Raw genomic sequence first — 25,411 nt, 5'->3', positions numbered from 1 at the left:
CCATCGAGCATTGCACGCCTCCCCATGCCCCTACGGTCCCTCGGATGGGTGATTGGAGAGGCGGTCTTCTGCCACCGGACCGGCCAAGATCACGAATCCGCCTTACGGTGCACCCGCGCCACCCAGTCCGCCGGTGCGGCGATCTCGGCCTTGGTGGGGAGGGTGTTGGGCGAGGTCCACACCCGGTTGAAGCCGTCCATGCCGACCTCGTCCACCACGGCCCGGACGAACCGCTCGCCGTCGCGGTACTGCCGCAGCTTGGCGTCGAGCCCCAGGAGCCTGCGCAGCGCCAGGTCCAGCCGGCTCGCGCCGCGCGCCCTGCGCTGCTGGAACTTCTCCCGGATCTCGGCGACGGAGGCGACCACCTCGGGGCCCACCCCGTCCATCACGTAGTCCGCGTGCCCTTCGAGCAGGGACATCACGGCCGTGAGCCGTCCCAGGATCGCGCGCTGGGCCGGCGTCTGGACGATCTCGACGAGGCTGTGCCCGCCGTCGTCGCCCTCCTCGCCCTCGGGGCGGCTGCCGCCCGTGAAGGCCTGTGCGGCCTCGCGGAGGCGTTCGAGCACGGTCATCGGGTCGACGTCGGTCTCCTCCAGGAACGCCTGGATCTCGCCCCGCAGGTGGTCGCGGAGCCAGGGGACCCCGGTGAACTGGGTGCGGTGCGTCTCCTCGTGGAGCGCGACCCAGAGCCTGAAGTCGTGCGGGTCGACGCCGAGTTCCCGCTCGACGTGGACGATGTTGGGGGCGACCAGCAGCAGCCGTCCGCCTCCTTCGGCGGAGCCGGGCAGCTCGCGGGTGGCGGGCGCGAAGGTCTCGTACTGCCCGAGGACCCGGGACGCGAGGAACGACAGCAGCATGCCCAGTTCGACGCCGGTCACCTTGCCGCCGACCGCGCCCAGCACGGCGTTGCCGGGGCCGTTGCCGCGACGTTCCTGCATCTTCGCGAGCAGGGGGCCCAGCAGCTCGCGGAAGCCCGCGACGTTCGCCCTGATCCAGCCCGCCCGGTCCACGACGAGGACCGGGGTGTCCTCGGGTTCGTGCCCGTCCGGGATCATCCGGGTGAACGAACGGACATGCTCCTCGGAGGCCTTGGCGTGCCGCCGGAGCTCGGCGACGACGGCACGGGCCTCCTCACGGCTGATCTCGGGACCCGGCCGCACGAACCGGGTCGCGGTCGCGACCGCGAGATTCCAGTCGACCATCTCGGCACCACCGATGCTCGTCATGCGTCAACCGTACGTGAGGCGGCCGCTCCGCGGTGGGGTGTCAGCCGCTCATCGGGTGCCTTCGGCGAGGGTGGTGGCCAAGGTGTCCAGGGACGCCTCCGCCTCGGCCGGGGACGTGGTGCCCGAGGCGAGGAACGCGAACGCCAGGAGCCGGCCCTGCGGGTCCACCGCGGTCCCGGCGAGGCTGTTCACCCCGGTGAGCGTGCCGGTCTTGGCCCGGATCAGACCGGTCGCCGGGGAGGTCACGGGGAAGCGGTCACCGAGCGTGCCGCTGAATCCGGCGACCGGGAGGCCGGTGAGGACGGGGCGGAGCTCGGGGTGGTCGGGTCCGGCGGCGAGCGCGAGCAGGCCGGCGAGGAGGCCCGCGGTCACCTTGTCCGCACGGTCGAGCCCGCTGCCGTCCGCGAGCCGCGCCCCGGCCGTCGGCAGGCCCAGTCCCTTCAGCTGCGCGGTGACCGCGCGACGGCTCCCGGCGAAGGAGGCGGGCTCCCCGGCCTCGATCGCGGTCTGCCGGGCCAGGGCCTCGGCGATGTCGTTGTCGCTGTTGGTCAGGGCCCGCTCGACCAGGGCGGAGAGCGGCTTCGACCGGTGTGCCGCCAGCGTCCGCGACCCGGCCGCGGCCTTCCCCGGCACGGGGGCGGACCGGGTGGCGGCGCCCGCGTCGCCGAGCAGTCCGGCGAAGACGCCGGCGGCGTCGCGCGCGGGGTCGTCGCTCCGGGGCGCCGGCCCCCGGTCGCTGCCGTCGAGGCGGCCCTCGTCGGCCATGAGCGCGCTCATCGGCGCGATGTTCTCGTTGGGGCCGATGGGGTGGCGGGCCGGTCCCGTGTAGCGCGAGGTGTCGTAGGTCAGCCGCACCGGTCCGGCGCCCGCGTCGCGCAGGGAGCGCGCCGTGTCCGCGGCCAGGAGGCGCAGGGCCGCCTCGTCCAGGGTGGGGTCGCCCCCGCCGACGAGCGTGAGCGTCCGGGAGTCCGGCGACAGCACGACCGTCGTGGCGATCCGGTGGTCGGGGCCGAGCGCCGCGAGGGCGGCGACGGTCGTGGCGATCTTCACGGTGGACGCGGGGATCATGGGGGTGGTCGCGCCCCGCGCGTACAGCTGCTCGCCGGTGGCCGCGTCGACGACCACGCCGGTGCGGACGGAACCGAGCGCGGGCGTGTCCAGCAGGGGGTCCAGGACGGTCTTCAGGCCGCTCGATCCGGCCGGGGTGAGGCCGGTGTCGGTGCCGAGGGCGCTGAGGACCGCGGGCGCGCTGGGCGCGGGGGCCGGTCCGCCGGGCCCGTCCCCTTCGTGATGTGCGCCACCTGCGTGCCGCTCCACGGCCGCCCGGTCCCGCTCGGCCTTACGCTGACCGGAGTCCCAGGGACCGGCGGCCAGGACGGCGCCGGCGGCGACCACCAGGCCGAGCACCGCGGAGCCTGCGGCGAGCCGGCGGTTCCCCGATCCGCCCCCGTGCTTCAGGTACTTCGGGGCTTTCCACCCGCCCCACCTGCTCAACGGTTCCTCTGTCGGTCTCTGCACCGGCTCGGCCACCGTTGACCAGCCCCTTTCGCGAGCACTCGTCTGCGTGAGGGACACTTAACCACCAGTCGTATGTGTTGATCATGGAGGAGCCACCCGTGGAGTTCGACGTCACCATCGAGATCCCGAAGGGTTCGCGGAACAAGTACGAGGTGGACCACGAGACCGGTCGGATCCGCCTGGACCGTCGACTCTTCACCTCGACCAGCTACCCGGCCGACTACGGCTTCGTCGAGAACACCCTCGGCGAGGACGGCGACCCGCTGGACGCGCTGGTCATCCTGGACGAGCCGACCTTCCCGGGCTGCCTCATCAAGTGCCGCGCCATCGGCATGTTCCGGATGACCGACGAGGCCGGCGGCGACGACAAGCTGCTGTGCGTCCCGGCGTCCGACCCCCGCGTGGAGCACCTGCGCGACATCCACCACGTGTCGGAGTTCGACCGCCTGGAGATCCAGCACTTCTTCGAGGTCTACAAGGACCTGGAGCCCGGCAAGTCGGTCGAGGGCGCCGACTGGGTCGGCCGCGCCGAGGCCGAGGCCGAGATCGAGGCCTCCTACAAGCGCCTCGAGGTGCAGGGCGGCTCGCACTGACGCAGTCCCTCCGGATTCCGCTTCCGGGCGGATGAGGTGGACAGCAGCACAGGGGGCCGACCGGCCCGGCTGACCGTACGGACAACGGGCGGCGCACCTTCACCGGTGCGCCGCCCGCTGCGTGTGGCGCCCATGCCCATGCCCATACTGGGCAGAAGCGCTCCCGTGGCGGGCGGTCGAGGAGGAACGAGGTCAAGTGGTGGCGGAGCAGGGCGGTCCCGAGGACCAGAAGCCCCAGTCCGACGAGGCGCACAGCGCCTTCGCCTCGCCGGCCGGGGTCGAGCAGCCGACGGCTCCCCACGAGGACGACCACCCCTCGTCGGAATTCGCCCTTCCGGTCGGTCTGCACCCTGATCCGTCGGCCTCCGGGGGCCATGGTCAAGGTTCCGCTTCCGGGTCGGGGAACGGTTCGGGGTCCGAGTCCCTGTCCTCCGCCTTCGTGCCGCCGAGCGGATACAACGCGCAGCAGCAGAACCCCGCGTTCACTCCGGCGCAGGGCGTTCCGATGGTCCGGCTGACCAAGGAGGCGCCCTGGCAGGACCGGATGCGCACGATGCTCCGGATGCCCGTGTTCGAGCGTCCGGCGCCCGAGATCGTGCAGCGGACCGACGACTCGGGGCCCGCGGTGCCGCGGGTGCTCGACCTGACGCTGCGTATCGGCGAGCTGCTGCTCGCGGGCGGTGAGGGCGCCGAGGACGTCGAGGCGGCCATGTTCGCGGTGTCGCGTTCGTACGGCCTGCACCGCTGCGAGCCGACGGTCACCTTCACGCTGCTGTCCATCTCGTACCAGCCGTCCCTGGTCGACGACCCCGTGACGGCCAGCCGCACCGTGCGCCGACGGGGCACCGACTACACGCGGCTGGCGGCCGTGTTCCGGCTGATCGACGACATCACCACGGCGGAGCACGTCGAGGTCTCGCTGGAGGAGGCCTACCGGCGCCTGGCCGAGATCCGCCGTAACCGGCACCCCTATCCGGGCTGGGTGCTGACCGCAGCCGCGGGCCTGCTTGCCGGCTCGGCATCGGTGCTGGTCGGCGGCAATCTGCTGGTCTTCGTGGTGGCGGCGGCGGGCGCGATGCTCGGCGACCGGCTGGCCTGGCTCTGCGCCGGCCGCGGGCTGCCCGAGTTCTACCAGTTCACGGTCGCCGCGATGCCGCCGGCCGCGATGGGCATCGCCCTGACCCTCACCCACTCGACCGATGTGCGGCCCTCCGCGGTGATCACCGGTGGGCTGTTCGCGCTGCTGCCCGGGCGGGCCCTGGTCGCGGGGGTGCAGGACGGCCTGACCGGCTACTACATCACCGCGGGGGCCCGTCTCCTGGAGGTCATGTACTTCTTCATCGGCATCGTGGCCGGCGTCCTGCTGATGCTCTACCTGGGCGTGCAGCTCGGTGCGATGCTGAACCCGGAGGCGCGGTTCGTCTCCAACGACCGGCCGGTGATCCAGATCCTGGCCTCGATGGTCCTCACCCTGGCCTTCGCCATCCTGCTCCAGCAGGAACGGTCCACGGTCATCGCCGTGACGCTCAACGGCGGCGTGGCCTGGATCATCTTCGGGGCGATGGCCAGCACCGGCAACATCTCCCCGGTGGCCGCGACGGCCGTGGCGGCGGGCCTGGTGGGGCTGTTCGGCCAGCTGTTCTCGCGCTACCGCTACACCTCGTCCCTGCCGTACATCACGGCGGCGATCGGCCCGCTGCTGCCCGGTTCCGCGACCTACTTCGGTCTGCTGGGCGTCGCGCAGAACGAGGTGGACGCCGGGCTGACGTCGCTCTTCACCGCGGTCGCCACGGCCCTGGCGATCGCCATCGGGGTCAACCTGGGGAGCGAGATCTCCCGCCTGTTCATGCGGGTGCCGGGCGCCGTCGAGGGGCCGTCCCGCCGGGCGGCCAAGCGGACCCGCGGCTTCTGACGGACGAACGGCGCCCCGGTCCCCGAGCGGGGACCGGGGCGCCGTCGTCGCGTGCGCGGCCCGTCAGCGCCTGTCCTGCCGGCCGTACGGACCCGGGTCCTCCTCCTGGCCGTCGCCCGGTCGGGCCCCGCCGGCGTGACCGGGCTGACCGGCCGCGTACCGGCCGTCGTGCCCGGCCGCGTCGTACGGGGCCGCCTGGCCGCCGTACGGACCGGCCTGGTCACCGCCGCCGTACGCGCCGGAGGCGTACGGGCCCTGCGCGCCGTACGGGCCGCCCTGGTCCGCGGCGCCGTACGGGCCGCCGGAGTACGCGCCGCCCTGACCGGCGGCGTAGGGGTCCTGCGCGCCGTACTGGTGCTGAGCGCCGTACTGGTTCTGCGCGCTGTACTGGTTCTGTGCGCCGTACTGGCCGCCCTGGTCCGGGGCACCGTACTGGCCCTGTGCGCCGTGCTGGCCCTGTGCGCTGTACTGGCCCTGCGCGCCGTACTGGCCGCCCTGCTCCGGGGCGCCGTACCGGGGGGCTTCGTACGGGGCGTTCCGGGGGTCCTGGCCGCTGCCGTACGGGGCGGCCTGGCCGCCGTACTGACCGCCCTGCTGCTGACCGCCCTGGCCGTACTGGCCCGCCTGACCGCCGTACTGACCGCCCTGGCCCGCCTGACCGCCGTACGGGGCCGCCTGGGCAGCGCCGTAGGGGCCGTCGCCGTACGGGCCCGCCTGACCGCCGCCGTACGGGCCGCCCCGGCCGTTGTCGTACGGGGCGGCGCCCTCGGCCGTGTACCGGTGGGCGGCCGGGCCCTGGCCGTCCTCGTCCGCCCCGTCGTGCGGGCCCGCCGCGGGGCCGCCGGCCGAGGGGCCCTGGTCGTCGCGCTGCTGCGCGGCGTTCTGCTTCTTCGACTTGCCGCGGGCCCTCAGGAACTCGATCAGGATCGGCACCACGGAGATCAGCACGATCAGGATGAGGATCATCTCGATGTTCTCGTGCACGAAGGCGATCTTGCCGAGGGCTGCGCCGAGCAGCGTCACGCCGACACCCCAGAGGATGCCGCCGATGATGTTGAAGGTGATGAACGAGCGGTAGTCCATCCGGCTCACACCGGCGATGATCGGCGTGAACGTCCGGACGATCGGCACGAAGCGGGCCAGCACCAGCGACTTCGGGCCGTACTTCTCGAAGAACTCGTGCGCCTTCTCGACGTTCTCCTGCTTGAAGAGCCGGGAGTCCGGGCGCTTGAAGAGAGCCGGCCCCACCTTGCGGCCGAAGAGGTAGCCGACCTGGTCGCCGATGATCGCCGCCAGGGCGACCAGGACGCAGACCAGCCAGAGCGGGTACTTGAGGTCGCCCGTCGTCACCAGGAGGCCCGTGGTGAACAGCAGGGAGTCACCGGGCAGGAAGAACCCGATCAGCAGTCCGGACTCGGCGAACACGATGAGCAGGAGGCCGGGCAGCCCGAAGGTGTTGAGCAGATAATCCGGGTCCAGCCAGCTCGGGCCGAGCGCAAGCGTATTCAAGGGTCCGGGCTCCAGGGTTGGTCGGTGTGCGCGGCTGCGTGGCCGCCCCAAGCTATCAACGCTGCGGCGTACGCCTGGGTTCCACTGGCGTAAGCGGGGATGCGCACGGGGCGAACCGGGGCAAAGCTTTCCGCAGGAGGTGCCACGTCATGGGCATTGAGGACTACGGCGGCGGACAGACGCCCCGTGCGGACGTCCTGGTCGTCACGACGAACGACGTTCCCGGCCATCAGGTGACCGAGGTCATCGGCGAGGTGTTCGGACTCACGGTCCGCTCCCGCCACCTCGGCAGCCAGATCGGGGCCGGTCTGAAATCGATGGTCGGCGGTGAGCTCAAGGGGCTGACCAAGACCCTCGTCGAGACCCGGAACCAGGCGATGGAGCGGCTCGTCGAGCAGGCCAGAGCCCGCGGCGCGAACGCGGTGCTGATGATGCGCTTCGACGTGAGCGAGGCCGCTGACGTGGGCACCGAGGTCTGCGCCTACGGAACGGCCGCCGTGATCAGCAGGACCTGACCCGCACGTCCCTCTCCCCCGCGTCCGGGCCGCCCCTTGTCTCCGGCCCGTCCGCGCTCCCCGCCGCGTCCCCGCACCGGAGGTTCCCGCATGCCCACGCCCGTCAACGTAGCCGTCGTCTACTACTCCGCCACCGGCACGGTCTCCGCGATCGCCGAGGCCCTCGCGAAGGACGCCGAGGGCGCCGGCGCGCAGGTGCGCCTGCGCAAGGTCGCCGAGCTCGCCCCCCAGGCGGCGATCGACTCCAACCCGGCGTGGGCGGAACACGCCAGGGCCACGGCCGGCACCCAGGAGGTCTCGCCGGACGACATGGTCTGGGCGGACGCGGTGATCTTCGGTTCGCCGACCCGCTACGGCAACGTCTCCGCCCAGCTCAAGCAGTTCCTCGACACGCTCGGAGGGCTCTGGCAGGCCGGGCAGCTCGCCGACAAGGTCTACAGCGGCTTCACCGCCAGCAGCACCGCCCACGGCGGGCAGGAGTCCACCCTGCTGGCGCTCTACCAGACGATCCACCACTTCGGCGGCATCCTGGTGCCGCCCGGCTACACGGACCCGTCGAAGTTCGTCGACGGCAACCCGTACGGCACCTCCCACGTCTCGGGCCAGGGTGACATCCCGGTCGCCGAGCAGACCCTGACCGCGGCGCGGGTCCAGGCCGAGCGCGTCGTGAAGTTCACCCGGGCCATCAAGGCCGGACTCGCGGCCGAGGACTGAGGGGACGGCGCCCGATGGCACTCCACCAGGGACGGCGCGGCGCGGCGGCCCCGTCCGACGAGCACCGCAGGCTCGCCCTCAACCCGTTCTTCGGGGAGGCCGACCCGACCGCGCCGATGATCGCGGCACCGCCGACCCACCGGCTCCCGGACGACCCGCTCCCGCCGTCGACCGCGTACCGGCTCGTCCACGACGAGCTGATGCTCGACGGGAACTCCCGGCTCAACCTCGCCACCTTCGTCACCACCTGGATGGAACCCCAGGCCGGTGTGCTGATGAGTGAGTGCCGGGACAAGAACATGATCGACAAGGACGAGTACCCCCGCACGGCCGAGCTGGAACGGCGCTGTGTGGCGATGCTCGCCGACCTCTGGAACGCCCCCGACCCGGGGTCCACGGTGGGCTGCTCGACGACCGGCTCCAGCGAGGCCTGCATGCTGGCGGGGATGGCGCTGAAGCGGCGCTGGTCGGCCAGGAACGCCGACCGCTACCCGTCGACGGCGCGGCCCAATCTGGTGATGGGCGTCAACGTGCAGGTCTGCTGGGAGAAGTTCTGCACGTTCTGGGAGGTCGAGCCGCGCCAGGTCCCGATGGACGGTGAGCGGTTCCACCTCGACCCGCAGGCGGCCGCCGAACTGTGCGACGAGAACACCATCGGCGTGGTCGGGATCCTCGGTTCCACCTTCGACGGCTCCTACGAGCCGATCGCCGATCTGTGCGCGGCGCTCGACGACCTCCAGGAGCGCACGGGCCTCGACATCCCGGTCCATGTGGACGGGGCGTCCGGAGCGATGGTCGCCCCGTTCCTCGATCCCGATCTGGTCTGGGACTTCCGGCTGCCGCGGGTGTCCTCGATCAACACCTCCGGGCACAAGTACGGCCTGGTCTACCCGGGGGTGGGCTGGGCACTGTGGCGTTCACCGGCCGAACTCCCCGAGGAACTGGTCTTCCGGGTCAACTACCTGGGCGGCGACATGCCGACGTTCGCCCTGAACTTCTCCCGGCCCGGCGCCCAGGTGGTGGCGCAGTACTACACGTTCCTGCGGCTGGGCCGCGAGGGCTACCGGGCCGTGCAGCAGGCGTCCCGGGACATCGCGTGCCGGCTCGCCGCGGAGTTCGAGACCCTGGAGGACTTCAGGCTCCTGACCCGGGGCGACGAGCTCCCGGTGTTCGCGGTGACGACGAACCCCGACGTCCGGGCCTACGACGTCTTCGACGTGTCGAGGCGGCTGCGGGAGCGCGGCTGGCTGGTGCCCGCGTACACCTTCCCCGCCAACCGCCAGGACCTCTCGGTGCTGCGGGTCGTCTGCCGCAACGGCTTCTCCTCGGACCTCGCGGAGCTGCTGCTCGACGACCTGCGTGGGCTGCTCCCCGAACTGCGGGCCCAGGCTCATCCGCTGAACCGCGATCCCGGGGTCCGGACGGCGTTCCACCACTGAGCCGGGGGCGGGGCCCGGCCGTGCGGATCTCCGTACCGCCGGGCAGCCGGTCAGCGGGCGTCCCCGGGATCGGGCACACCGGTGGCGTAGGGGTTGCGCTGTCCCTCCGCGAGCACTCCGACGAAGGGCTCCCCCTCCCCCGCGAAGGTGTAGGCCCCCGCCTCGATGCGGGCGATCAGGCCGCGGGTCCACTCGGCACCGGAGTCGGCCGAGTGGATCCACATGTTCATGATCTCGCCGATGTGGCCGAGGGACTCCGGCCCGTCCGAGGGCGTGTAGTGCTCCGTGACCGAGGCCCGCCAGCCCTCGATGGCCGCGACGCGCTCCTTCAGGAGCGCCACCGCCTCGTCCCGCTCCAGGTCGACGAGGAAGCCGATGCCCGCCGAGAGCACGTCCATGCTCTGGTCGTACGAGGTCAGTGAGGACCGCAGCAGCGTGAAGAACTCCCGGTCACCGAGGTCGGTCGTCTCGTACTCGGTGCGGGGCGGCCCGCCCGCCGTGGACGGGGCGACGTCGTGGGCGAGCAGCAGTCCCTGCTTCGCCATCTGCTTGAGCGCGTGGTAGATCGAGCCGGGCTTGGCGTGGGACCACTCGTGGGCGCCCCAGTACTCCAGGTCGTTGCGCACCTGATAGCCGTGTGCGCGGCCGTGCTGCCGCACCGCGCCCAGGACGAGGAGACGGATCGCCGACATACCACCCACCCTTGTGCTCGGCCTCGACCAGACTAAGGGCTGCCCCTCAGCGGCCGGCCGGAGGGCGGTCCCGCCGCCCGACGTCCGCGGAGGGCACCGGCGTGGCCCGTTGCGGGGACCGGTCGCCGTGCCGGTACGGATCGTCCGCCGGTGCCTCGCGCGCTCCGCGCCCGGGGCGGCGGGAAGGCGGTCGTCCCCGCGGACCTGCGGTGCCGTAAGGGTGGCGGCCCGCACCGCCGGTGTGGCGGTCCGTCAGGCCGGCCGGCGTGCGCCGTCCGGCACGGTCAGAAGGGGAACGCCGTCCGGCCGTGCTGCACCGAGATCCACTTCCGGGTGGTGAAGGCCTCGACCGCGGCCTCGCCGTCGAGCCGTCCCGTCGCGGAGCTCCTCCCGCCTCCGAAGGCGACCGCCGGGTCGTCCTGGACGGTCGCACCGTTCACATGGAACGTCCCGCCGGTGACGCGCCGGGCGAACCGCACCCCGCGTTCGGTGTCCGCCGTGTGGACCGCGCCGCTCAGCCCGCCGGGGCTGTCGTTGACGATGCGCACCGCCTCGTCCTCGCCGTCGAAGGGCACCAGCAGCGCCGGGGGACCGAGGATCTCCTCGGTCGGCAGCGGCGGCCCCTCCGCCGGTCCGGCCGGCACGGTGGCCGTCTCGGCCCGGAGTGCACCGAGGCCCGGGGCCGTCCGGGGGTCCGGGGCCGTCCAGGGGTCCGGGGCACCCGGGTCGCCCGCCGGGAGGGCGGCGGCGACCGCGGCGGTGAACAGCCGGGTGAACTCCTCCTGCACGGTGCGGTCCACCAGGATGCGGTCGGCGGCCGTACCGGCCTGCCCCGGGAACAGGGAGCGGCTGTGGACGGCGGCCCGGACCGCGTGGCCGAGGTCGGCGTCCTCCAGCACCACCAGGGCGCTGGTGCCGCCCAGTTCGAGGACGGTCCTCTTGAACAGTCCGGCGGCGACCGCGGCGACATGGCGGCCCACCCGGTCCGAACCGGTGAACGCGATCACCTTGGGCACCGGGTGCTCGATGAAGGCGTCGCCTATCTCGGCGCTGTCGGTGACCAGGACGTTGAGGAGGCCGGCCGGCAGTCCGGCGTCCTCGAAGATCCGGGCCACCAGCCCTCCGCCGGCGACCGGGGCGTGCTGATGGGGCTTCACCACGACCGCGTTGCCCAGCGCGAGCGCGGGGGCGACGGACCTCATCGTCACCAGGAAGGGGAGGCTGACGGCACTGATCACGCCGACGACCCCGACGGGCAGCCGGTAGACCCGGTTCTCCTCGGCGTCGGCGACCGAGGGCAGCAGCCCCGCCACCGGCCGCACCGCCTGCCCTGCGGCCGCGCGCAGGACCTCCTGTGCGGCACGCACCTCGTACGCGGCCCTCGCCCTGGTCCCGCCGAGCTCATCGGTGATCAGGTCGATGATTTCTTCGCCGCGTTCTCCGACGATGCGAACGGCGTTCTCCAGAACGGCCCGCCGCTCGTGCGAACGCGTCGTCGCCCAATTCCGCTGCGCGCGTTCCGCGGCCCGATAAGCGAGGTCGACTTCCGCGGCCGTCGCCACGGTGATCGAGCAGAGTTTCTCGCCGTTGCCGGGATTGATATCGATGATGTCCCACGCACCGTTGCCGGTCAGCCACTCGCCGTCGATGTACTGGCGGGCCAGTTCACTGGGGAAGGACATGCAATCCCTTACTGCAGGCGCAGACTCCTGTGGGTAAGTCATCGTACTGTCGAATCAGATCAGCTGAAGGAGACCTCGGAGAAGATCCCGGCTCTCCTCCGGCCCCGGACTGTCCTCGTGGAGCCGGATCATGGCCTTTTCGTACTGGGCGACTTCTTCGGCCTTGTCCAGATAGAGGGCACTTGTCAGCTGCTCCAGGTAGACGATGTCCGACAGATCGGATTCCGGGAATCGCAGCATCGTGAATGCGCCGCTCTCACCGGCGTGACCGCCGAAGCTGAACGGCATCACCTGCAGAGTGATGTTCGGCTGTTCCGACATGTCGATCAGATGCCGCAGCTGCGCACGCATCACCTCGCGCCCGCCGTACGGGCGGCGGAGCGCCGCCTCGTCGAGCACGGCGTGGAAGCGGGGGGCGTTCTCGGAGACGAGCGCCTTCTGCCGCGCCAGGCGCAGGGCGACTCTGCGGTCGATCTCGGCGGCCGGCGCACCGGGCATGCCGCGGGCGACGACCGCCTGGGCGTACGCCTCGGTCTGCAGCAGCCCGTGGACGAACTGGACTTCGTAGATCCGGATGAGCGAGGCCGCTCCCTCCAGACCGACATACGTCTGGAACCAGCCGGGCAGCACATCGCCGTAGCTGTGCCACCAGCCCGCCACATTGGCCTCACGGGCCAGGCCGAGGAGGGAGCCCCGCTCCGCCTCGTCCGTGACTCCGTACAGCGTGAGCAGGTCCTCGACGTCCCTGGCCTTGAAGCTCACCCGTCCCAACTCCATGCGGCTGATCTTCGATTCGGAGGCGCGGATGGAGTAGCCGGCCGCCTCACGGGTGATGCCGCGCGACTCGCGCAGCCGCCTGAGCTGTGAGCCCAGGAGGATGCGTCGCACCACGGAACCACTCGACTCGCCTGCCGTCACCGGCTTACCGACCCTCCCCATCGCTTCCCGTACTCCGGAGCTCCCCCGAACCCCGGAGGCGGATTCTGCCACCAAAACGCTTCAGCCCGTACTCATTCGATTACAGAGAAGGGAAGACTTTCGGAAAGCTTCAGAACTGCGAAGCGGAAGAAATGAGTTCGAACCACCACGCTATCGGGCAGACCTCGCGCGTGCACGTGCATCTGCTCTTGCATCTGCCCTGCGCATTGGCAACCATGGGCCTCGCGCACCTGCGCGCTCGTTCCTGTCGCATCGCGTGGTGACGCTCGTGTCGTGTTGTACCGCCCTACCCGCAGTGCCCGCCAGAAGCTGTGACGCTACAGCCGCGAATCCCGGGAGTGCCTCGCATGGGGACGAATGGATCGACGATGCTCGAGCCGTTACGGCAGGGGCTTCCCCCCATCGATCTCTCGGCGGTCTCGGGCTCGGCGTCCTGCACGCTGCCCGCCCGGTACGAAGCGGTGGGCGGGGCACGGCGGTTCACCCGTTCGACCCTCACCTCCTGGGACCTCTGCGACCACTTCGACGACGTGGCCCTGGTCGTGTCCGAGCTGGTCACCAACGCGCTGCGGCACGCCCTTCCGGCCGACGCGGCCCGCGAGCGCCAGGACACCTCCGTCCGTCTGCATCTGATGCGCTGGACCTCCCGCCTGGTGTGCGCGGTGCGCGATCCCAGCCGGCGGGGACCGGTCGCGGGCGAGGCGCCGGACTCCGCGGAGTCCGGCCGGGGGCTGTTCCTCGTCGAGTCCTTCAGCGACTGCTGGGGCTGGCACCCCTCACCCGTACCGGCCGGGGACGATCCGTCCGACGGCGGGCTCGGCAAGGTGGTCTGGGCCCTGTTCCGGCTGACGGACCCCTCCGTGCCGGAGCTCCCCGTCACGGTCGACGCGCTCCCGGACGCCCGGTAGGCACGGCGCGCCCGCGGGCGGCCGGCAAGGGCGCCGGGGCGCGACGCGGCCGGCCGTCAGCTCCCGGCGGTCAGGTGGTCGAACTCCCCGTCCTTGACGCCCAGCAGCAGTGCCTCGATCTCGGCCGGCGTGTAGACCAGTGCGGGCCCGTCGGGGTACCGCGAGTTGCGCACCGCGATATCTCCACCGGGCAGTTTCGCGAACTCCACACATGATCCCTGTGAGTTGCTGTGCCTGCTCTTCTGCCAGACGACCCCGCGAAGCTCTGTGGCCGCCATGCCGTTGTACACGTCGTGCACAGGACGCTCCCGAGTTGCAAGGTGCAAGTGTCAACTAGCTCGGATCATAGCTGTGTTGAATTGCCAATGCATGAGCAGATGCACGTGCACGCGGGGTGCACACGTGATTACACCTTTCCCCGCGGTCCGTCCACCCCTCGGACCACAGTTTCCCCACCTCTATGAGGAAGAGACGAACGGCGTACCAATTCGGCTCCCGATCAACAGAGTTGAATGTTTCCGTTCTGCCGGCCGATGCGGTCTTCCCGGCCCATGAATCGGCCGCGGAACTCCCCGGGGACAGAGTCCCGCACCGCGGCGCACCCCGCCAGCGGTCGCGCGGCCCGCGTTCACGCCCGCCCGCTGCTGATCTCCAGCGCGTGCGAGAAGTCCTCCAGCGCCCGGAGCAGCAGGGTGGCCCCGTTCCGCACGAAGGCGTCGGGCGGCGTACCCGGGTCGGCGTCCCGGCGCTCCAGTGCGTCCCGGACCCGGCCCCAGTCCGGGACGCGACGCTCCCGCACCGCCCTGGCGCCCTCCTCGGTGGCCCGGCGCAGCGCGTCGGCCAGCCCGGCCGCCTCGGGGACGGGGGTGGCGGAGGCGGCGGGCAGGTGGGCCTCCATCAGCATCGCGACCCTGCCGAACTGGGCGAGCGCGTCCTGCGCGTCGGCCGCCGAGGTCCGGGAGATGCCCCGGTGGCGCACCGGTTCGTGCCGGGCCGTCTCCAGCGCCTCCTGCCAGGCCACACGGGCCTCCCGGGTGGTGAGGAGTGCGCTGCGCACCTCCTCCAGGCTCCGGGACGCGGGGTCGGCGTAGCGGTCGAGCACGGTGGCCGCGTAGCGCCCGTCCGTGACGACCCAGGCGGCCAGCCGGTCACGGAGCCGGGGCGTCTCCCAGGCCGGGTAGAGGGCGTACGCCAGCATCGCGAGCAGTCCGCCGATGAAGGTCAGCACCACCCGCTCGGGCACGGTCTGCGACCAGTCGTCACCCGCCATGCCGAGCAGGAAGACGACGTAGGCGGAGACGCAGACCTGGCTCACCGCGTACCCGGTGCGCATGAGCAGGTACATCAGTCCGGCGCTGACGACGGCGAGCACGGCGGACAGCACCGCACCGGGGTGCGCGGCCTGGACGATCCCGGTGGCGACGGCGACGCCGACCACGGTGCCCGTGAAGCGGGCCACCGACCGTGAGTAGGTCTGGGTGAACTCCGGGCGCATCACCATCACGGCGGTCATCGGCGCCCAGTAGCCGTGGCCGAACGGCAGCACCGATCCCAGCAGGTAGCCCGTCGCGGCGACCACCGACACCCGGACGGCGTGCCGCAGGATCGTCGAGCCGCGGCGCATCTCGCGGCGCATGGAGCGGTAGATGACGGGGACGAGCCGCAGCAGGGTGGGCCGGCGGCGGTGCGGGACCAGCGGTTCCCCGGGGGTCCGGTCGTCCGTCCCCGTCCCCTCGGCGATCTCGATGACGTCGGCGAGCAGTGCGGCGAGCCGGTCGGCGGCCCGGCGGGGAGGGCCGGTGAGGATGACCTCGGTGTCGGGGGACTTCAGCACCGACAGCGCCGTCTCGTCCAGCCGGACCGGATCCCCGTGGCGCACCGCCCGGGCCGCGGAGTCGAGCAGCGACCCGGCGGCGCCGAGGATCTCCCGCGCCCAGTAGCGCTCGGGGCCCTCGGCGGGGACCCCCAGCGCGGGGTCGGCCAGCGAGGCGAGGACGGGCCGCAGGCGTTCGGCGACCCCGCGCGCACCGTGCAGGTCGGCGGGGCGCCGACGGGCCTGGCGCGGGGTGACGGCGGCGGCGTTGCGCGCGGTCATCAGCGGTACGGGGTCGAACGGCGCGACCGGGTCGTGCCGCAGCCGGCGCGCGTAGTCGGCCACCCCCGCCAGGGCGTCGGCGAGCGCGTCGCGCTGTGCTCCCCACCGGCGGACCGGGAACAGCACGATCAGTGACGCCTGGACGAGCCCGCCGAAGGCCATCATCGCGGCGTGGGCGGCGGCGTCCACGACCGAGGTCGGCAGGGTGATCGTGACCAGCATGATCGCGACGTTGGAGCCCGCGATGATGCCGCCCGTGGGTCCCGCGGCCCAGGTCATACCGGCCGCGAACGTCCAGAGGACCAGCATCGCGAGGAAGAGCGGGGTGTGCGAGACGGTGAGGTACCCGACGAACGTCGAGACGGCCAGGCTGGCCCCGGAGACCAGGGCGAGCACGGGCCGGGGGCGCCAGCTGCGCTGGAAGGTGGCGATGGCCGCCTGGAACGCGCCGAACGCGGACCCGGCGGCGATCACCGGTCCGAACAGCGCCAGGCTGACGCCGACCACGAGGGCGAGGCCCGCTGCGCCGCGCACCGCGATGAGCGGTTCGAGACGCCGCCGCTCGATCTCCATCCCCGAGCGGGCCGTCTCCTTCAGCGCCCGGAGCCAGCTCATGGGCAGAGCCTAGCCGGATTCCCCCATGACCCCGACTTATACCGCTCTAGGGATCTAACGGCCTTTTCCGGGCTCCCGCTCCGCCCATGCCGGCCCGGTCGGCCGCGGCCGTGCCGTGCGTCCACCCTTCGAGGTCCGTCGCCCCGCGCAGCCGGGTCGTGGTGGTCCTCGGGAACATCCGCTCCGCCGTGTCCGTGACGGCGACGTCCCGGGCCGCCAGGACCGGCAGCAGGGCTCCGTCCTCCTCACGGCCGGCCCTGGCCCCGGTCTCCGAGCCCGCGGCGGCGGTGACCCGCGCGGTGTCCGCCGCGAGACGGCTGCCCAGACGCTGGGCGTAGGCCATCAGGAAGGACTGCCTGAACGTCTTGGTCCGCTTGCGCCCGCCGGCCCGCTGCCCGGCCTCCGCCCGTGTCATGGCCGCGTTGCCCTGCACCAGCAGAGAGGTGAAGAGCAGCTCCACGGACTCCAGGTCCGGCTCGAAGCCCACGACCGTGGTGAAGCCGAGGTCGCCGTTCCACACGGCGCGGCAGCGGTTCGCCGAGGCCACGGCGTCGAGCAGCACGGCCTTCGCGCTCTCGTACGGGGCGTCCACCCCGATCCTGAGGGCGCCCGGCGCGTCGGCGCTGTGCGTACGGGCGGCGAGGAGCGCCTCGTCGATGCTGTGCCGGGCCATCAGCTCCTGCGCCTTGGTGGTGAGCGCGTCCGCCTCCTCCGGGAAACCCGTCGCCTCCGCCTTGGCGAGCAGCGCCCGGATCCTGGTGAGCATGCGGGGTTCGCCGTGGACCGGGGGCCGGTGCGGAGCCCCGGCGGCCGTACCGGGCGCCGGCCCGGCCGGCTCGAGGGCCGGGAGCCGCAGCAGCAGCCGGTACAGCTCCAGCAGCGCGGAGGCGTAGGTGAAACGGTCGGGACGGTTGCGGGGCGCCGGGGCGGGCATCGCGGCGAGCTGATCCGCCCAGCGCAGAGGCAGCTGCGCGTACTGCGCCGTCTCCGCCGTGATCAGGGCGGCGGCGAGCGCGGCCCCCGCCTCGTCCAGCTCGCGCCGCACCGTCCGTACGACGTCGGCGGGCTGCCAGCCGCGGTCCCAGGCCCGCCGGACGAACTCCGCGCCCCGGCGGTGCAGCGCCTCGTCGGCGGACGGGTCCGCGGCGAGCAGGGAGGCGCCGGTGTCCAGGCCCGCGTCGCCGTCCGAGTACAGGGCCGCGGCGCACGCCCGGTCGATCACCGATTCCATCGGGCCAGGGTAGGCGGCGCGGTCGGGGGCGGCGCCGGGGAGGGCGGTGCGGGTGTTCCGGGTGCCGGGGGTGCCGGGGTGAGGTACGGGGCGTGTTCCGGGTGCAGGGGCGGGGTACGGGGTGCTCAGTCCTCCCCCGGGAGCAGCACCAGCTTGCCGCGCACATGTCCCGCCTCGCTGAGCTCCTGTGCCTGCGCCGCCGCACCGAGCGGGAAGGTCTGCGCGACGGGGATGCGCAGACCTCCGACCGCGGCCGACCGTGCGTACGCGGCGAGCCGTCCGCTCTCGTCCGGAGGGTTCCCGCCGCCCGCAGAGAAGGCCACCCCGTGGTGGGCGGCGTCCGGGTCGGCGATGGTGGAGATCCGGTCGGAGGTACCGCCGCGCAGCTCCACCGAGTCCGCCAGGGCGCCCTTGCCCGCCACGTCGAACACCGCGTCCACCCCCTGCGGTGCGGCGGCCCGCACCCGGTCCACCAGTCCCGGCCCGTATGCCACGGGGATCGCGCCGAGCACCCGGAGGTAGTCGTGGTTGGCGGGTGAGGCGGTCCCGACGACGGTGGCGCCCCGGGCCGCGGCCAGCTGGACCGCGGCGGACCCGACCGCGCCGGACGCACCGTGCACCAGCAGGGTCTCGCCGGCCGCCACCGCGAGCTCGTCGAGCACCCGCGCGGCGGTCGCGGTGGCGACCGGCAGCGCGGCGGCCTCCGCCCAGCCCAGCCCCTCCGGCTTGTGCGCGACGGCCGTCACGTCGGCCAGGACGTACGCCGCGTACGCACCGGTCACGCTCCGGCCGAGGACCTCGTCCCCGACCACGAAACGGGTGACGCCCTCTCCGGTCTCGTCGACCACCCCGGCGAACTCACTGCCGGGGGTGGCGGGCAGCGGGGTGGGGAACGCCGCCTCCATCCAGCCGTTGCGGATCTTGTAGTCGACCGGGTTGACCCCGGCCGCCCGTACCGCCACCCGGATCTGCCCGGGTCCGGCGTGGACGTCCTCGACACGGGCCGGGTGCAGGACCTCGGGGCCGCCGAACTCCTCGTACACGATCGCTTCCATCACCGTCTCCTCCGCCGCCTGCCGGATCCCGGTGCGCGCGGCGCGCACCACACCCCGATCCTCGCGGCAGACCAGCGCGTCCGCCCGGCGAGCGGGGACGCCACACCGGCCGGGCCGCCCGGAGCCGGCCCCCGCCTCCCCCGCCGACCGGGGCCGCTGTCGGTGCCGGGTGCGAGACTCGGCCCATGACCGAACGCTGGGCCCTGGCCACCGCGGAAGGGGGCGGCGCGCTTCTCGCACCGCTCACGCGCGAGGGCCTGCCCGCCGGCCCGGTGCTGACCGAGCCGGATCTCGTCGAGTCGGTCCGCTCCCGCCCCGAGGTGACCCGCTGGGTCTGGCGTTCGACCGCCGCGGTCTACCCGCGGCTGCTCGCGGCAGGCGTGCGCGTCGAGCGGTGCTACGACATCGAGTGCGCGGAGCTCCTGCTGCTCGGGCACGAGGGGCGGCTCGGGGAGCCCCGCTCGGCCGCGGCGGCCTGGGCCCGCCTGAGGAACGCCCCGGTGCCGCCCGACCCACCGCCGCGCTCCGCGGAACCCGGCTCCCAGTCCTCCCTCTTCGAGCCGCGCTCCGGCACCGACCTGCCCCTCGACGCACTGCTCCGGGTCTACGCCGAGCAGGTGCGCCGCCACGGCACGGCCGAGCACCCCGGCCGGATGGCGCTGCTCACGGCCGCCGAGTCGGCGGGCATGCTCGTCGCCGCGGAGATGAACGCCTCCGGGCTCCCCTGGCGGGCCGACGTGCACCGCGAGGTGCTGCACGACCTGCTCGGCGAGCGATACGCGGGCGGCGGGGAGCCCCGCAGACTGGCCGAGGCGGCGGACGAGGTGTCCGCGGCGTTCGGCCGCCGGGTGCGCCCCGACCTGCCCGCCGACGTCGTGAAGGCGTTCGCACAGGCGGGGATCAGGGTGAGGTCGACCCGGCGGTGGGAGCTGGAGGAGCTCGACCACCCGGCGGTGGAACCGCTGATCCGCTACAAGAAGCTGTACCGCGTCTGGACGGCGCACGGCTGGAGCTGGCTCCAGGACTGGGTGCGCGACGGCCGCTTCCGCCCGGAGTACCAGCCGGGGGGCACGGTCAGCGGACGCTGGACGACGAACGGCGGCGGGGCGCTGCAGATCCCCCGGGTGATGCGCCGGGCGGTCGTCGCCGACGAAGGCTGGCGGCTGGTCGTCGCGGACGCCGACCAGATGGAACCGCGGGTGCTGGCCGCGATCTCCCGCGACCGGGGGCTGATGGAGGTCGCCGGCCACGAGGGCGACCTCTACAAGGCACTGTCCGACCGCGCGTTCCGGGGTGACCGCGACCACGCCAAGCTCGCGCTGCTGGGAGCGATCTACGGCCAGACCTCCGGAGACGGCCTGAAGAACCTGGCCGCCCTACGGCGACGCTTCCCGCACGCCGTCGCCTACGTCGACGACGCGGCGCGGGCGGGAGAGGCGGGCCGCCTCGTCCGCACCTGGCTGGGCCGTACGAGCCCGCCCGCCGCGGGGTCGGGTGAGGACGGAGAGGCGGGGATCCCGCAGGAGCCCGAGGAGCCGCAGGGCGGGGACGCCGCCGGCACGCACGGATTCACCCCCGGCTACGCGTCGTCGAACGCCCGCGCCCGGGGCCGGTTCACCCGCAACTTCGTGGTCCAGGGCAGCGCCGCGGACTGGGCGCTGCTGCTCCTGGCGGCGCTGCGGCGGACGCTGGCCTCCCAGGGTCTGCGCGCTGAGCTGGTCTTCTTCCAGCACGACGAGGTGATCGTGCACTGCCCGGCCGAGGAGGCGCCCGCGGTCGTGGCGGCGATCCGGGAAGCCGGGGAGCTCGCCGGCCGGGTCGCCTTCGGCGAGACACCGGTCCGGTTCCCCTTCACCACGGCGGTCGTCGAGCGCTACGCGGACGCCAAGTAGCGCCCGGACCCAGCGCGGTGTGCGTCCCGGCGGGACCGTGCCGTGCCTCCGGGCGGGACCGGACCGAGTCGGCTCACCTCCCGCCCGGCCCGGGCGCCGCGACGGCAGGATTCCACTGCGCGTGCGCGCGGGTGACGACCGCCTGTGACTCAGCGATGCGCAGGGGGCGGGTGGTGCGGAGCGTGTATTCGTGCACACGGCGTCGGCCGCGGTCAGGGGATGAGCAGAGTTTTGATCATGCCGTCAGCCTTGTTCCGGAACGTCTCGTACGCCCGGGGCCCGTCCTCGAGAGGAAGGTGATGGGTGGCGAAGGAGTCCACGCCCAGCGGGTCGTCATCGGTGAGCAGCGGCAACAGGTCGTCCACCCAGCGCTTGACGTTGGCCTGCCCCATGCGCAGCTGAATCTGCTTGTCGAACATCGTGAGCAGCGGCATCGGGTCGGCGGCGCCACCGTATACGCCCGAGACGGAGATCGTGCCGCCCCGGCGCACCAGGCCGATCGCTGTGTGCAGGGCGGCAAGACGGTCGATCCCCGCCGTTTCCATCATGCGCTGCGCGATCGCGTCGGGAAGCAGGCCGACCACTGTGTGCGCCGCCTTGGCCACGGGGGAGCCGTGGGCCTCCATGCCGACGGCGTCGATCACCGCGTCCGTGCCGCGCCCCTCCGTGAGGTCGCGGACGGCGTCGCCGAGGTTCTTGTCGTGGCGACGCAGGTCGAGGCAGGTGGCGCCGTGCCTGCGCGCCCGGTCGAGGCGTTCGGGGACCAGGTCCACGCCGATGACGAGACCGGCGCCCCGGTGGAGGGCGATCCGGGCGGCCATGGCGCCGATCGGGCCGAGGCCCAGGACCGTGACGCTGCCGCCGGGCGGGACAGCCGCGTACTCCACGGCCTGCCAGGCCGTGGGCAGAACGTCGGAGAGATAGACGAACCGGTCGTCCGAAGGGCCGTGCGGGACCTTGATGGGCAGGTCGTTACCGAAGGGCACTCGTAGGTACTCGGCCTGGCCTCCGGGCACCTGCCCGTAGAGCTTGGTGTACCCGAACAGTGACGCGCCGGTGCCTCGCTCGCGCACCTGGGTGGTCTCGCACTGCGAGTGCAGCCCCTGCCCGCACATGTAGCAGTGGCCGCAGGACACGTTGAAAGGGACCACGACCCGGTCCCCGGGAGCGACGGCGGTCACCTCGCGGCCGACCTCCTCCACGACACCCATGGGTTCGTGGCCCAGAATGTCGCCCGGATCGAGATAGGGGCCGAGGACCTCGTAGAGGTGGAGGTCGGAGCCGCAGATGCCGGTGGACGTGATCTTGACGATGATGTCCGTCGGGTCCTGGATCCGAGGGTCCGGGACCGTCTCCACCTGGACATTCCGCTTTCCCTGGTAGGTCAGTGCGCGCATGGTCCGCTCCCTGCTTCGTAGTCCCCGAAGGAGGGAGCGGGTCCCACTCCGGCGGTCCCGCAACGCGCGGACCGGCCGTCGGCCGGAACACGAGCGGCCCCCCTGCAGTGACGAGGTCATGAGGAACATTGCTCTGATGACGGCCGACATGACCGATCCCTACGGTCCCCCGACGCCGACCTGCTCGTGCTCTCAGTGTGGGGCACACGCCACCAGATCGCCCGTCTCGGCGCCCCGCCCTGCACAGGGCCTCCTCTTCTTTCAGGCTTGCCCGGTGTTCGGCTCGAGCTGCCGGATGGGCCCGTCGAGCTCGCGTCGGTAGAAGTCGATGAAGCCGTCGGGGTCAGGCCCGGCGTTCTGCATGACCAGCCTGTCGAAGCCCGCGTCGACGTAGGACCGGGCGACCTCGACGTAGCGCCCGGGGTCCGCTCCGCAGGCGAACTTCTGCAGAATGTCCTCTTCGCGCACGGTGCTGGTCGCGGCATGGAAGTTGACCGGATTGGGCAGCTCGCTCATCACCTTCCACCCGGTCAGCGCCCAGCGCGACGTATCCAGAGCGGCGCGCGCGGCGGTGTGCGCGTCCGGCGCCCAGGCCATCGGAACCTCGCCGTAGCAAGGGCCGGTGCCGCCGGCGTCACGATAACTCCGGACGATGCTCGGCTTGTCCTCCGTGGCGAACAGGCCATCGCCCAGCTCGGCGGCGATGCGGGTCGAATCCCGGCCGCTGGCCGCCACCGCGATCAGGGGCGGTTCGTCGGGAAGGTCGAAGACCCGGGCGTCCTGCAGACGCAGGTGCTTTCCCTCGTAGGACCGGTAGCCCCCGCTCCACAGCAACCGGATGATGTCCAGGGCCTCCCTGAGCATTTCGTGCCGGGAGTGGACCCCGTCGGGAAATCCGGGACCGACGACATGCTCGTTGAGCCGCTCCCCCGAACCGACGCCCAGAACGAAGCGGCCTTCCGACAGCAGGGCGAGCGTCGCAGCCGCCTGAGCGATGACGGCGGGGTGATAGCGCACGGTGGGGCACGTGACCCCGGTCGCCAGACCGATCCGCGACGTCCTGGCCGCGATGCTTCCCAGCACCGCCCAGGCGAACGGTGAGTGTCCCTGGTTGTCGAGCCAGGGATGGTAGTGGTCGCTGATCTCGACGAAGTCGAATCCCGCCTCCTCTGCGAGCACGGCCTGCCTGACCAGCTCCCCCGGGCCGAAGGCCTCCGCCGCCAGTTTGTATCCCACCTGCATCTGATCCTCATTCCGCACGCGCCGTGGCCGCCTCGTCCGCACAGAAATACCCTCTGATCCCTGCACATAACGGTCGACTGTGCTGGTAGGTGACTGAAGGTCTGCGTCTCAGCCGGAGCCCGACCCGAAGGGGCTCTCGTCGAGGCGTGCGAGCAGGTCGGCGGCATCGAGGTAGACCGCCTCCGCTCCCGAACCCTGCAGGTCGGCACGGGGTATGCCGCCCGACAGGAGAGCCACCGCGGTCACCCCGGCCCGGTCCGCCGCTTCCATGTCCCACACCGTGTCGCCCACGAACACCGCCCGCTCCGCACTGACTCCGGCCAGTCGGCACGCCAGCTCGACAGGCTCGGGGGAGGGCTTTCCCCGGTCGACGTCGTCCGAGCTCGCCGTGGCCCGGATCGCGTCGTCCGCGTTGACCGCACGCCGCAGAGCATCGAGCTCAGCCCCGCTCGCCGAGGTGGCGAGGACGACCTGCCAACCGCGGGCGGCCAGGGTGCGCAGCAGATCGCCCGCGCCCCGGAAGGGCGGGAGCCGATCGAAGTACGTCGCATAGAGGACCGTGTGCGCCGAGCTGATGGCCGCGTCCTGCCCCGGATCGCGATCGGGCCCCAGCAGCCGCTCGATCAGATCACCGGAGCCGAGGCCGACCGCACGGTGGATGTCCGGCATCGGCACGATGTGCCCGGCCTGCCGAAATGCCTCCCACCAGGCCACCACATGGAGGTGATTGGTATCGGTGAGCGTGCCGTCCACATCGAAGATCGCCGCCCCCGCCATGGTCTCCCCCACCGTCGCCATCAGCCCTCACCCCGCTGGACGTCCGCCTCGTCCGCGACAAGGACGGCTGCTTCCTCCGCCGCTCCACCGTCCACACCCGCGTCCTCGCCGAGAACGTCCTTCTCCCACCGGGCCGCCTCGTCCACCGCACCGAGCCGCCCTGCCCAGGGCTCACGCTCGGCTCCTTCCAGGAGGTCGCCGTCACCGTCGGACGGTTCCACGTCGTCGTCCTCCAGGGCGAGCCGCTGCTCCAGCGACTCGCCCTGGCGCACCTCGGCCCCGGTCGTACCGAACGTGTCCACAGCGACGGGATGTCCGGGAGCCCGGTAACGTGCTTCCACCCCGTCGACCGGCTCCCGCTCGTCGACCGGGTTCTCCAGGTCGAACTCGTCGTTCGACAAATCACCACCGTCGCCCTGCGGTTGGTACACGTCGTCGCCGCGTGCGTCTGCGGGCATGTCCTGGTTCCTCCCTCGTGCGGACGGCCGTTCCCGGGCGTCGTGAGCCTCAGCGTCCGAGAGCTTTGCGGAGTTGTTCCTTGTTCATGGAGGAGCGCCCGTCGACGTTCCTCTTCCTGGCCTCCGCGTAGAGCTGATCCCTCGTGGGGCCCTGCGCGCCCCCGTGGGAACGCTCGCCTCCTCGTTCGTAGGCGGACTTCTTGTCCCGGGTGGACGTCCTGCTCGCCGTCCTCGATTCACCGGACCGAGCCCGCTGCTTGTTGACGGTCCGGGCCGCGATCTCTTTCGCGCGGCCCGTCGACGCGCCCCGTTTCTCCTGGCTCTCCTTGATGTGCTCGTACTGCCGCTCGCGCTTCTTGTCGGACCCAGCAGGCATGACGTGCTCCTCCGCTCCGTCGCGTGGGCGTCGGGCCCGGAACCCGAACGGGCTCGGGGACGCCCAGCGCGTTTCCCGTACAGGCCCCACTAAACAACGCCCACCGGTACGGCGCCCCCGGAGTCAGAAGCACGAAGGGCCACCCACCCTCGAAGCCGGGCGCAGCAGCCTGCAGGCGGACGCGACCCGCTCGGCGCCTCCGGCAGGCTCACAGGTGATTCCGTCAGGTCGCAGCGAAGAGCTTCCGTCGGTGCTGTCATCGAGGTGACCATGGTCGAGCAGCCGGTGTGCGACAGCGACGCGCTCGAAAGGACACGTCTCCTGCACGTGGACCCGGAACTTTCCCTGTTCGACGGCCGGCGAGACCGCGCAGGGCGACAGGGTCGGGGTCGGCCCGCCGCCTCTCATGCGGCGATGAGCTCCGGGTCGCCCTCGGCCGTCGCCGTCACCAGGTGGCCGGCGGCTTCAGCAATGATCTTCAAACTGATGTGTCACTGCCGGACGGGAAAAAGTAAAAGCCCCAGGTCACGGCGAGTGAGTCCTGAGGCTTCCACAGAGCCGCCTTCGGGATTCGAACCCGAGACCTACGCATTACGAGGGCCTGCAAGATCGTGACGGGTGCTGCT

Annotated in this window: 22 protein-coding genes and 1 pseudogene; 7 read left to right on the top strand and 16 right to left on the bottom strand. The window is 72.3% G+C overall.

The features are described from left to right. Positions 1-89: 89 nt before the first annotated feature. Positions 90-1,226, bottom strand: coding sequence for a zinc-dependent metalloprotease (locus ABZ172_RS07370; RefSeq protein ID WP_356881087.1), 1,137 nt, complete (start codon positions 1,224-1,226; stop codon positions 90-92). A gap of 48 nt (positions 1,227-1,274) precedes the next feature. Further along, entirely contained in the window at positions 1,275-2,756 is a 1,482-nt protein-coding gene (gene dacB, locus ABZ172_RS07365) for a D-alanyl-D-alanine carboxypeptidase/D-alanyl-D-alanine-endopeptidase (RefSeq protein ID WP_356881085.1), read from the bottom strand. A gap of 86 nt (positions 2,757-2,842) precedes the next feature. On the opposite strand from dacB, the gene ABZ172_RS07360 reads away from it, so the two are divergent. After that, complete coding sequence (locus tag ABZ172_RS07360; protein ID WP_356881202.1) at positions 2,843-3,337, top strand: inorganic diphosphatase; 495 nt, start codon at positions 2,843-2,845, stop codon at positions 3,335-3,337. 196 nt (positions 3,338-3,533) lie between these two features. Further along, positions 3,534-5,249 (top strand): threonine/serine exporter family protein, encoded by a 1,716-nt coding sequence (locus ABZ172_RS07355; protein ID WP_356881083.1) that lies wholly within the window; start codon positions 3,534-3,536, stop codon positions 5,247-5,249. A 63-nt stretch (positions 5,250-5,312) separates the two neighbouring features. Here the strand turns inward: ABZ172_RS07355 and ABZ172_RS07350 are convergent, their stop codons facing one another. After that, complete coding sequence (locus tag ABZ172_RS07350; protein WP_356881081.1) at positions 5,313-6,758, bottom strand: VTT domain-containing protein; 1,446 nt, start codon at positions 6,756-6,758, stop codon at positions 5,313-5,315. A gap of 149 nt (positions 6,759-6,907) precedes the next feature. Between ABZ172_RS07350 and ABZ172_RS07345 the strand changes: the two genes are divergently transcribed. The 3 genes from ABZ172_RS07345 (at position 6,908) to ABZ172_RS07335 (ending at position 9,426) form a co-directional block, all read left to right on the top strand. Next, positions 6,908-7,273: a YbjQ family protein gene (locus tag ABZ172_RS07345; protein ID WP_356881079.1), complete on the top strand. Its 366-nt coding sequence runs from the start codon at positions 6,908-6,910 to the stop codon at positions 7,271-7,273. A 90-nt stretch (positions 7,274-7,363) separates the two neighbouring features. After that, positions 7,364-7,987, top strand: a complete 624-nt coding sequence (gene wrbA / locus ABZ172_RS07340) for an NAD(P)H:quinone oxidoreductase (RefSeq protein ID WP_356881077.1) — start codon at positions 7,364-7,366, stop codon at positions 7,985-7,987. Positions 7,988-8,001: 14 nt separating this feature from the next. Beyond that, positions 8,002-9,426 carry a glutamate decarboxylase gene (locus ABZ172_RS07335; protein ID WP_356881075.1) on the top strand — a complete coding sequence of 475 codons (1,425 nt, stop codon included), beginning with the start codon at positions 8,002-8,004 and terminating at the stop codon, positions 9,424-9,426. A 50-nt stretch (positions 9,427-9,476) separates the two neighbouring features. Here the strand turns inward: ABZ172_RS07335 and ABZ172_RS07330 are convergent, their stop codons facing one another. The 3 genes from ABZ172_RS07330 to ABZ172_RS07320 all read right to left on the bottom strand — a co-directional run bounded on the left by ABZ172_RS07330 (position 9,477) and on the right by ABZ172_RS07320 (position 12,739). Next, positions 9,477-10,118, bottom strand: a complete 642-nt coding sequence (locus ABZ172_RS07330; protein WP_356881073.1) for a PadR family transcriptional regulator — start codon at positions 10,116-10,118, stop codon at positions 9,477-9,479. Between the two features lie 284 nt (positions 10,119-10,402). After that, entirely contained in the window at positions 10,403-11,800 is a 1,398-nt protein-coding gene (locus ABZ172_RS07325) for an aldehyde dehydrogenase family protein (protein WP_356881071.1), read from the bottom strand. Positions 11,801-11,854: 54 nt separating this feature from the next. Then, positions 11,855-12,739, bottom strand: a complete 885-nt coding sequence (locus ABZ172_RS07320; RefSeq protein ID WP_356881069.1) for a helix-turn-helix transcriptional regulator — start codon at positions 12,737-12,739, stop codon at positions 11,855-11,857. Between the two features lie 368 nt (positions 12,740-13,107). On the opposite strand from ABZ172_RS07320, the gene ABZ172_RS07315 reads away from it, so the two are divergent. Continuing rightward, positions 13,108-13,647, top strand: a complete 540-nt coding sequence (locus tag ABZ172_RS07315; RefSeq protein WP_356881067.1) for an ATP-binding protein — start codon at positions 13,108-13,110, stop codon at positions 13,645-13,647. A 56-nt stretch (positions 13,648-13,703) separates the two neighbouring features. Here the strand turns inward: ABZ172_RS07315 and ABZ172_RS07310 are convergent, their stop codons facing one another. The 4 genes from ABZ172_RS07310 to ABZ172_RS07295 all read right to left on the bottom strand — a co-directional run bounded on the left by ABZ172_RS07310 (position 13,704) and on the right by ABZ172_RS07295 (position 18,643). Continuing rightward, positions 13,704-13,946, bottom strand: a complete 243-nt coding sequence (locus ABZ172_RS07310; RefSeq protein ID WP_356881065.1) for a DUF397 domain-containing protein — start codon at positions 13,944-13,946, stop codon at positions 13,704-13,706. Positions 13,947-14,275: 329 nt separating this feature from the next. Next, the gene (locus ABZ172_RS07305) at positions 14,276-16,357 is read right to left on the bottom strand and encodes an FUSC family protein (protein ID WP_356881063.1); all 2,082 of its coding nucleotides are present in this window, start codon (positions 16,355-16,357) and stop codon (positions 14,276-14,278) included. Between the two features lie 46 nt (positions 16,358-16,403). Further along, positions 16,404-17,588, bottom strand: a complete 1,185-nt coding sequence (locus tag ABZ172_RS07300) for a DUF2786 domain-containing protein (protein ID WP_356881061.1) — start codon at positions 17,586-17,588, stop codon at positions 16,404-16,406. A 125-nt stretch (positions 17,589-17,713) separates the two neighbouring features. Continuing rightward, positions 17,714-18,643 carry an NADP-dependent oxidoreductase gene (locus ABZ172_RS07295; protein WP_356881200.1) on the bottom strand — a complete coding sequence of 310 codons (930 nt, stop codon included), beginning with the start codon at positions 18,641-18,643 and terminating at the stop codon, positions 17,714-17,716. 185 nt (positions 18,644-18,828) lie between these two features. Here ABZ172_RS07295 and ABZ172_RS07290 point away from each other — a divergent pair, with 185 nt between their 5' ends. Then, positions 18,829-20,535: a bifunctional 3'-5' exonuclease/DNA polymerase gene (locus tag ABZ172_RS07290; RefSeq protein WP_356881059.1), complete on the top strand. Its 1,707-nt coding sequence runs from the start codon at positions 18,829-18,831 to the stop codon at positions 20,533-20,535. Positions 20,536-20,747: 212 nt separating this feature from the next. On the opposite strand, the gene ABZ172_RS07285 is transcribed toward ABZ172_RS07290, so the two are convergent. From ABZ172_RS07285 to ABZ172_RS07260, 6 genes and pseudogenes are all read right to left on the bottom strand, one after another. Further along, positions 20,748-21,932: an alcohol dehydrogenase catalytic domain-containing protein gene (locus ABZ172_RS07285; RefSeq protein WP_356881057.1), complete on the bottom strand. Its 1,185-nt coding sequence runs from the start codon at positions 21,930-21,932 to the stop codon at positions 20,748-20,750. Between the two features lie 261 nt (positions 21,933-22,193). Continuing rightward, complete coding sequence (locus ABZ172_RS07280; protein ID WP_356881055.1) at positions 22,194-23,174, bottom strand: TIGR03557 family F420-dependent LLM class oxidoreductase; 981 nt, start codon at positions 23,172-23,174, stop codon at positions 22,194-22,196. 108 nt (positions 23,175-23,282) lie between these two features. Further along, the gene (locus tag ABZ172_RS07275) at positions 23,283-23,951 is read right to left on the bottom strand and encodes an HAD family hydrolase (RefSeq protein WP_356881198.1); all 669 of its coding nucleotides are present in this window, start codon (positions 23,949-23,951) and stop codon (positions 23,283-23,285) included. A gap of 20 nt (positions 23,952-23,971) precedes the next feature. Beyond that, the gene (locus ABZ172_RS07270) at positions 23,972-24,409 is read right to left on the bottom strand and encodes a DUF5709 domain-containing protein (RefSeq protein ID WP_356881053.1); all 438 of its coding nucleotides are present in this window, start codon (positions 24,407-24,409) and stop codon (positions 23,972-23,974) included. A 49-nt stretch (positions 24,410-24,458) separates the two neighbouring features. Beyond that, complete coding sequence (locus ABZ172_RS07265; protein ID WP_356881051.1) at positions 24,459-24,785, bottom strand: plasmid stabilization protein; 327 nt, start codon at positions 24,783-24,785, stop codon at positions 24,459-24,461. A 261-nt stretch (positions 24,786-25,046) separates the two neighbouring features. After that, positions 25,047-25,243 (bottom strand): annotated as a pseudogene (locus ABZ172_RS07260) (zinc-binding dehydrogenase); the annotation flags it as partial. Between the last annotated feature and the right edge of the window lie 168 nt (positions 25,244-25,411).

Origin of the sequence: Streptomyces sp. NPDC006296, assembly GCF_040613235.1 — a bacterium.
Classification (GTDB): Bacteria; Actinomycetota; Actinomycetes; order Streptomycetales; family Streptomycetaceae; genus Streptomyces.
Note: the sequence above shows the minus strand (reverse complement) of the source record. Positions and strands in the feature narration are given on the sequence as shown.

Excerpts from the sequence above, each read along its gene's own strand:
- ABZ172_RS07370 (WP_356881087.1), bottom strand. The coding sequence starts at position 1,226 with ATGACGAGCATCGGTGGTGCCGAGATGGTCGACTGGAATCTCGCGGTC.
- ABZ172_RS07345 (WP_356881079.1), top strand. The coding sequence starts at position 6,908 with ATGGGCATTGAGGACTACGGCGGCGGACAGACGCCCCGTGCGGACGTC.
- wrbA (WP_356881077.1), top strand. The coding sequence starts at position 7,364 with ATGCCCACGCCCGTCAACGTAGCCGTCGTCTACTACTCCGCCACCGGC.
- ABZ172_RS07335 (WP_356881075.1), top strand. The coding sequence starts at position 8,002 with ATGGCACTCCACCAGGGACGGCGCGGCGCGGCGGCCCCGTCCGACGAG.
- ABZ172_RS07330 (WP_356881073.1), bottom strand. The coding sequence starts at position 10,118 with ATGTCGGCGATCCGTCTCCTCGTCCTGGGCGCGGTGCGGCAGCACGGC.
- ABZ172_RS07325 (WP_356881071.1), bottom strand. The coding sequence starts at position 11,800 with ATGTCCTTCCCCAGTGAACTGGCCCGCCAGTACATCGACGGCGAGTGG.
- ABZ172_RS07320 (WP_356881069.1), bottom strand. The coding sequence starts at position 12,739 with ATGGGGAGGGTCGGTAAGCCGGTGACGGCAGGCGAGTCGAGTGGTTCC.
- ABZ172_RS07315 (WP_356881067.1), top strand. The coding sequence starts at position 13,108 with ATGCTCGAGCCGTTACGGCAGGGGCTTCCCCCCATCGATCTCTCGGCG.
- ABZ172_RS07305 (WP_356881063.1), bottom strand. The coding sequence starts at position 16,357 with ATGAGCTGGCTCCGGGCGCTGAAGGAGACGGCCCGCTCGGGGATGGAG.
- ABZ172_RS07300 (WP_356881061.1), bottom strand. The coding sequence starts at position 17,588 with ATGGAATCGGTGATCGACCGGGCGTGCGCCGCGGCCCTGTACTCGGAC.
- ABZ172_RS07295 (WP_356881200.1), bottom strand. The coding sequence starts at position 18,643 with ATGGAAGCGATCGTGTACGAGGAGTTCGGCGGCCCCGAGGTCCTGCAC.
- ABZ172_RS07290 (WP_356881059.1), top strand. The coding sequence starts at position 18,829 with ATGACCGAACGCTGGGCCCTGGCCACCGCGGAAGGGGGCGGCGCGCTT.
- ABZ172_RS07285 (WP_356881057.1), bottom strand. The coding sequence starts at position 21,932 with ATGCGCGCACTGACCTACCAGGGAAAGCGGAATGTCCAGGTGGAGACG.
- ABZ172_RS07280 (WP_356881055.1), bottom strand. The coding sequence starts at position 23,174 with ATGCAGGTGGGATACAAACTGGCGGCGGAGGCCTTCGGCCCGGGGGAG.
- ABZ172_RS07275 (WP_356881198.1), bottom strand. The coding sequence starts at position 23,951 with ATGGCGGGGGCGGCGATCTTCGATGTGGACGGCACGCTCACCGATACC.
- ABZ172_RS07270 (WP_356881053.1), bottom strand. The coding sequence starts at position 24,409 with ATGCCCGCAGACGCACGCGGCGACGACGTGTACCAACCGCAGGGCGAC.
- ABZ172_RS07265 (WP_356881051.1), bottom strand. The coding sequence starts at position 24,785 with ATGCCTGCTGGGTCCGACAAGAAGCGCGAGCGGCAGTACGAGCACATC.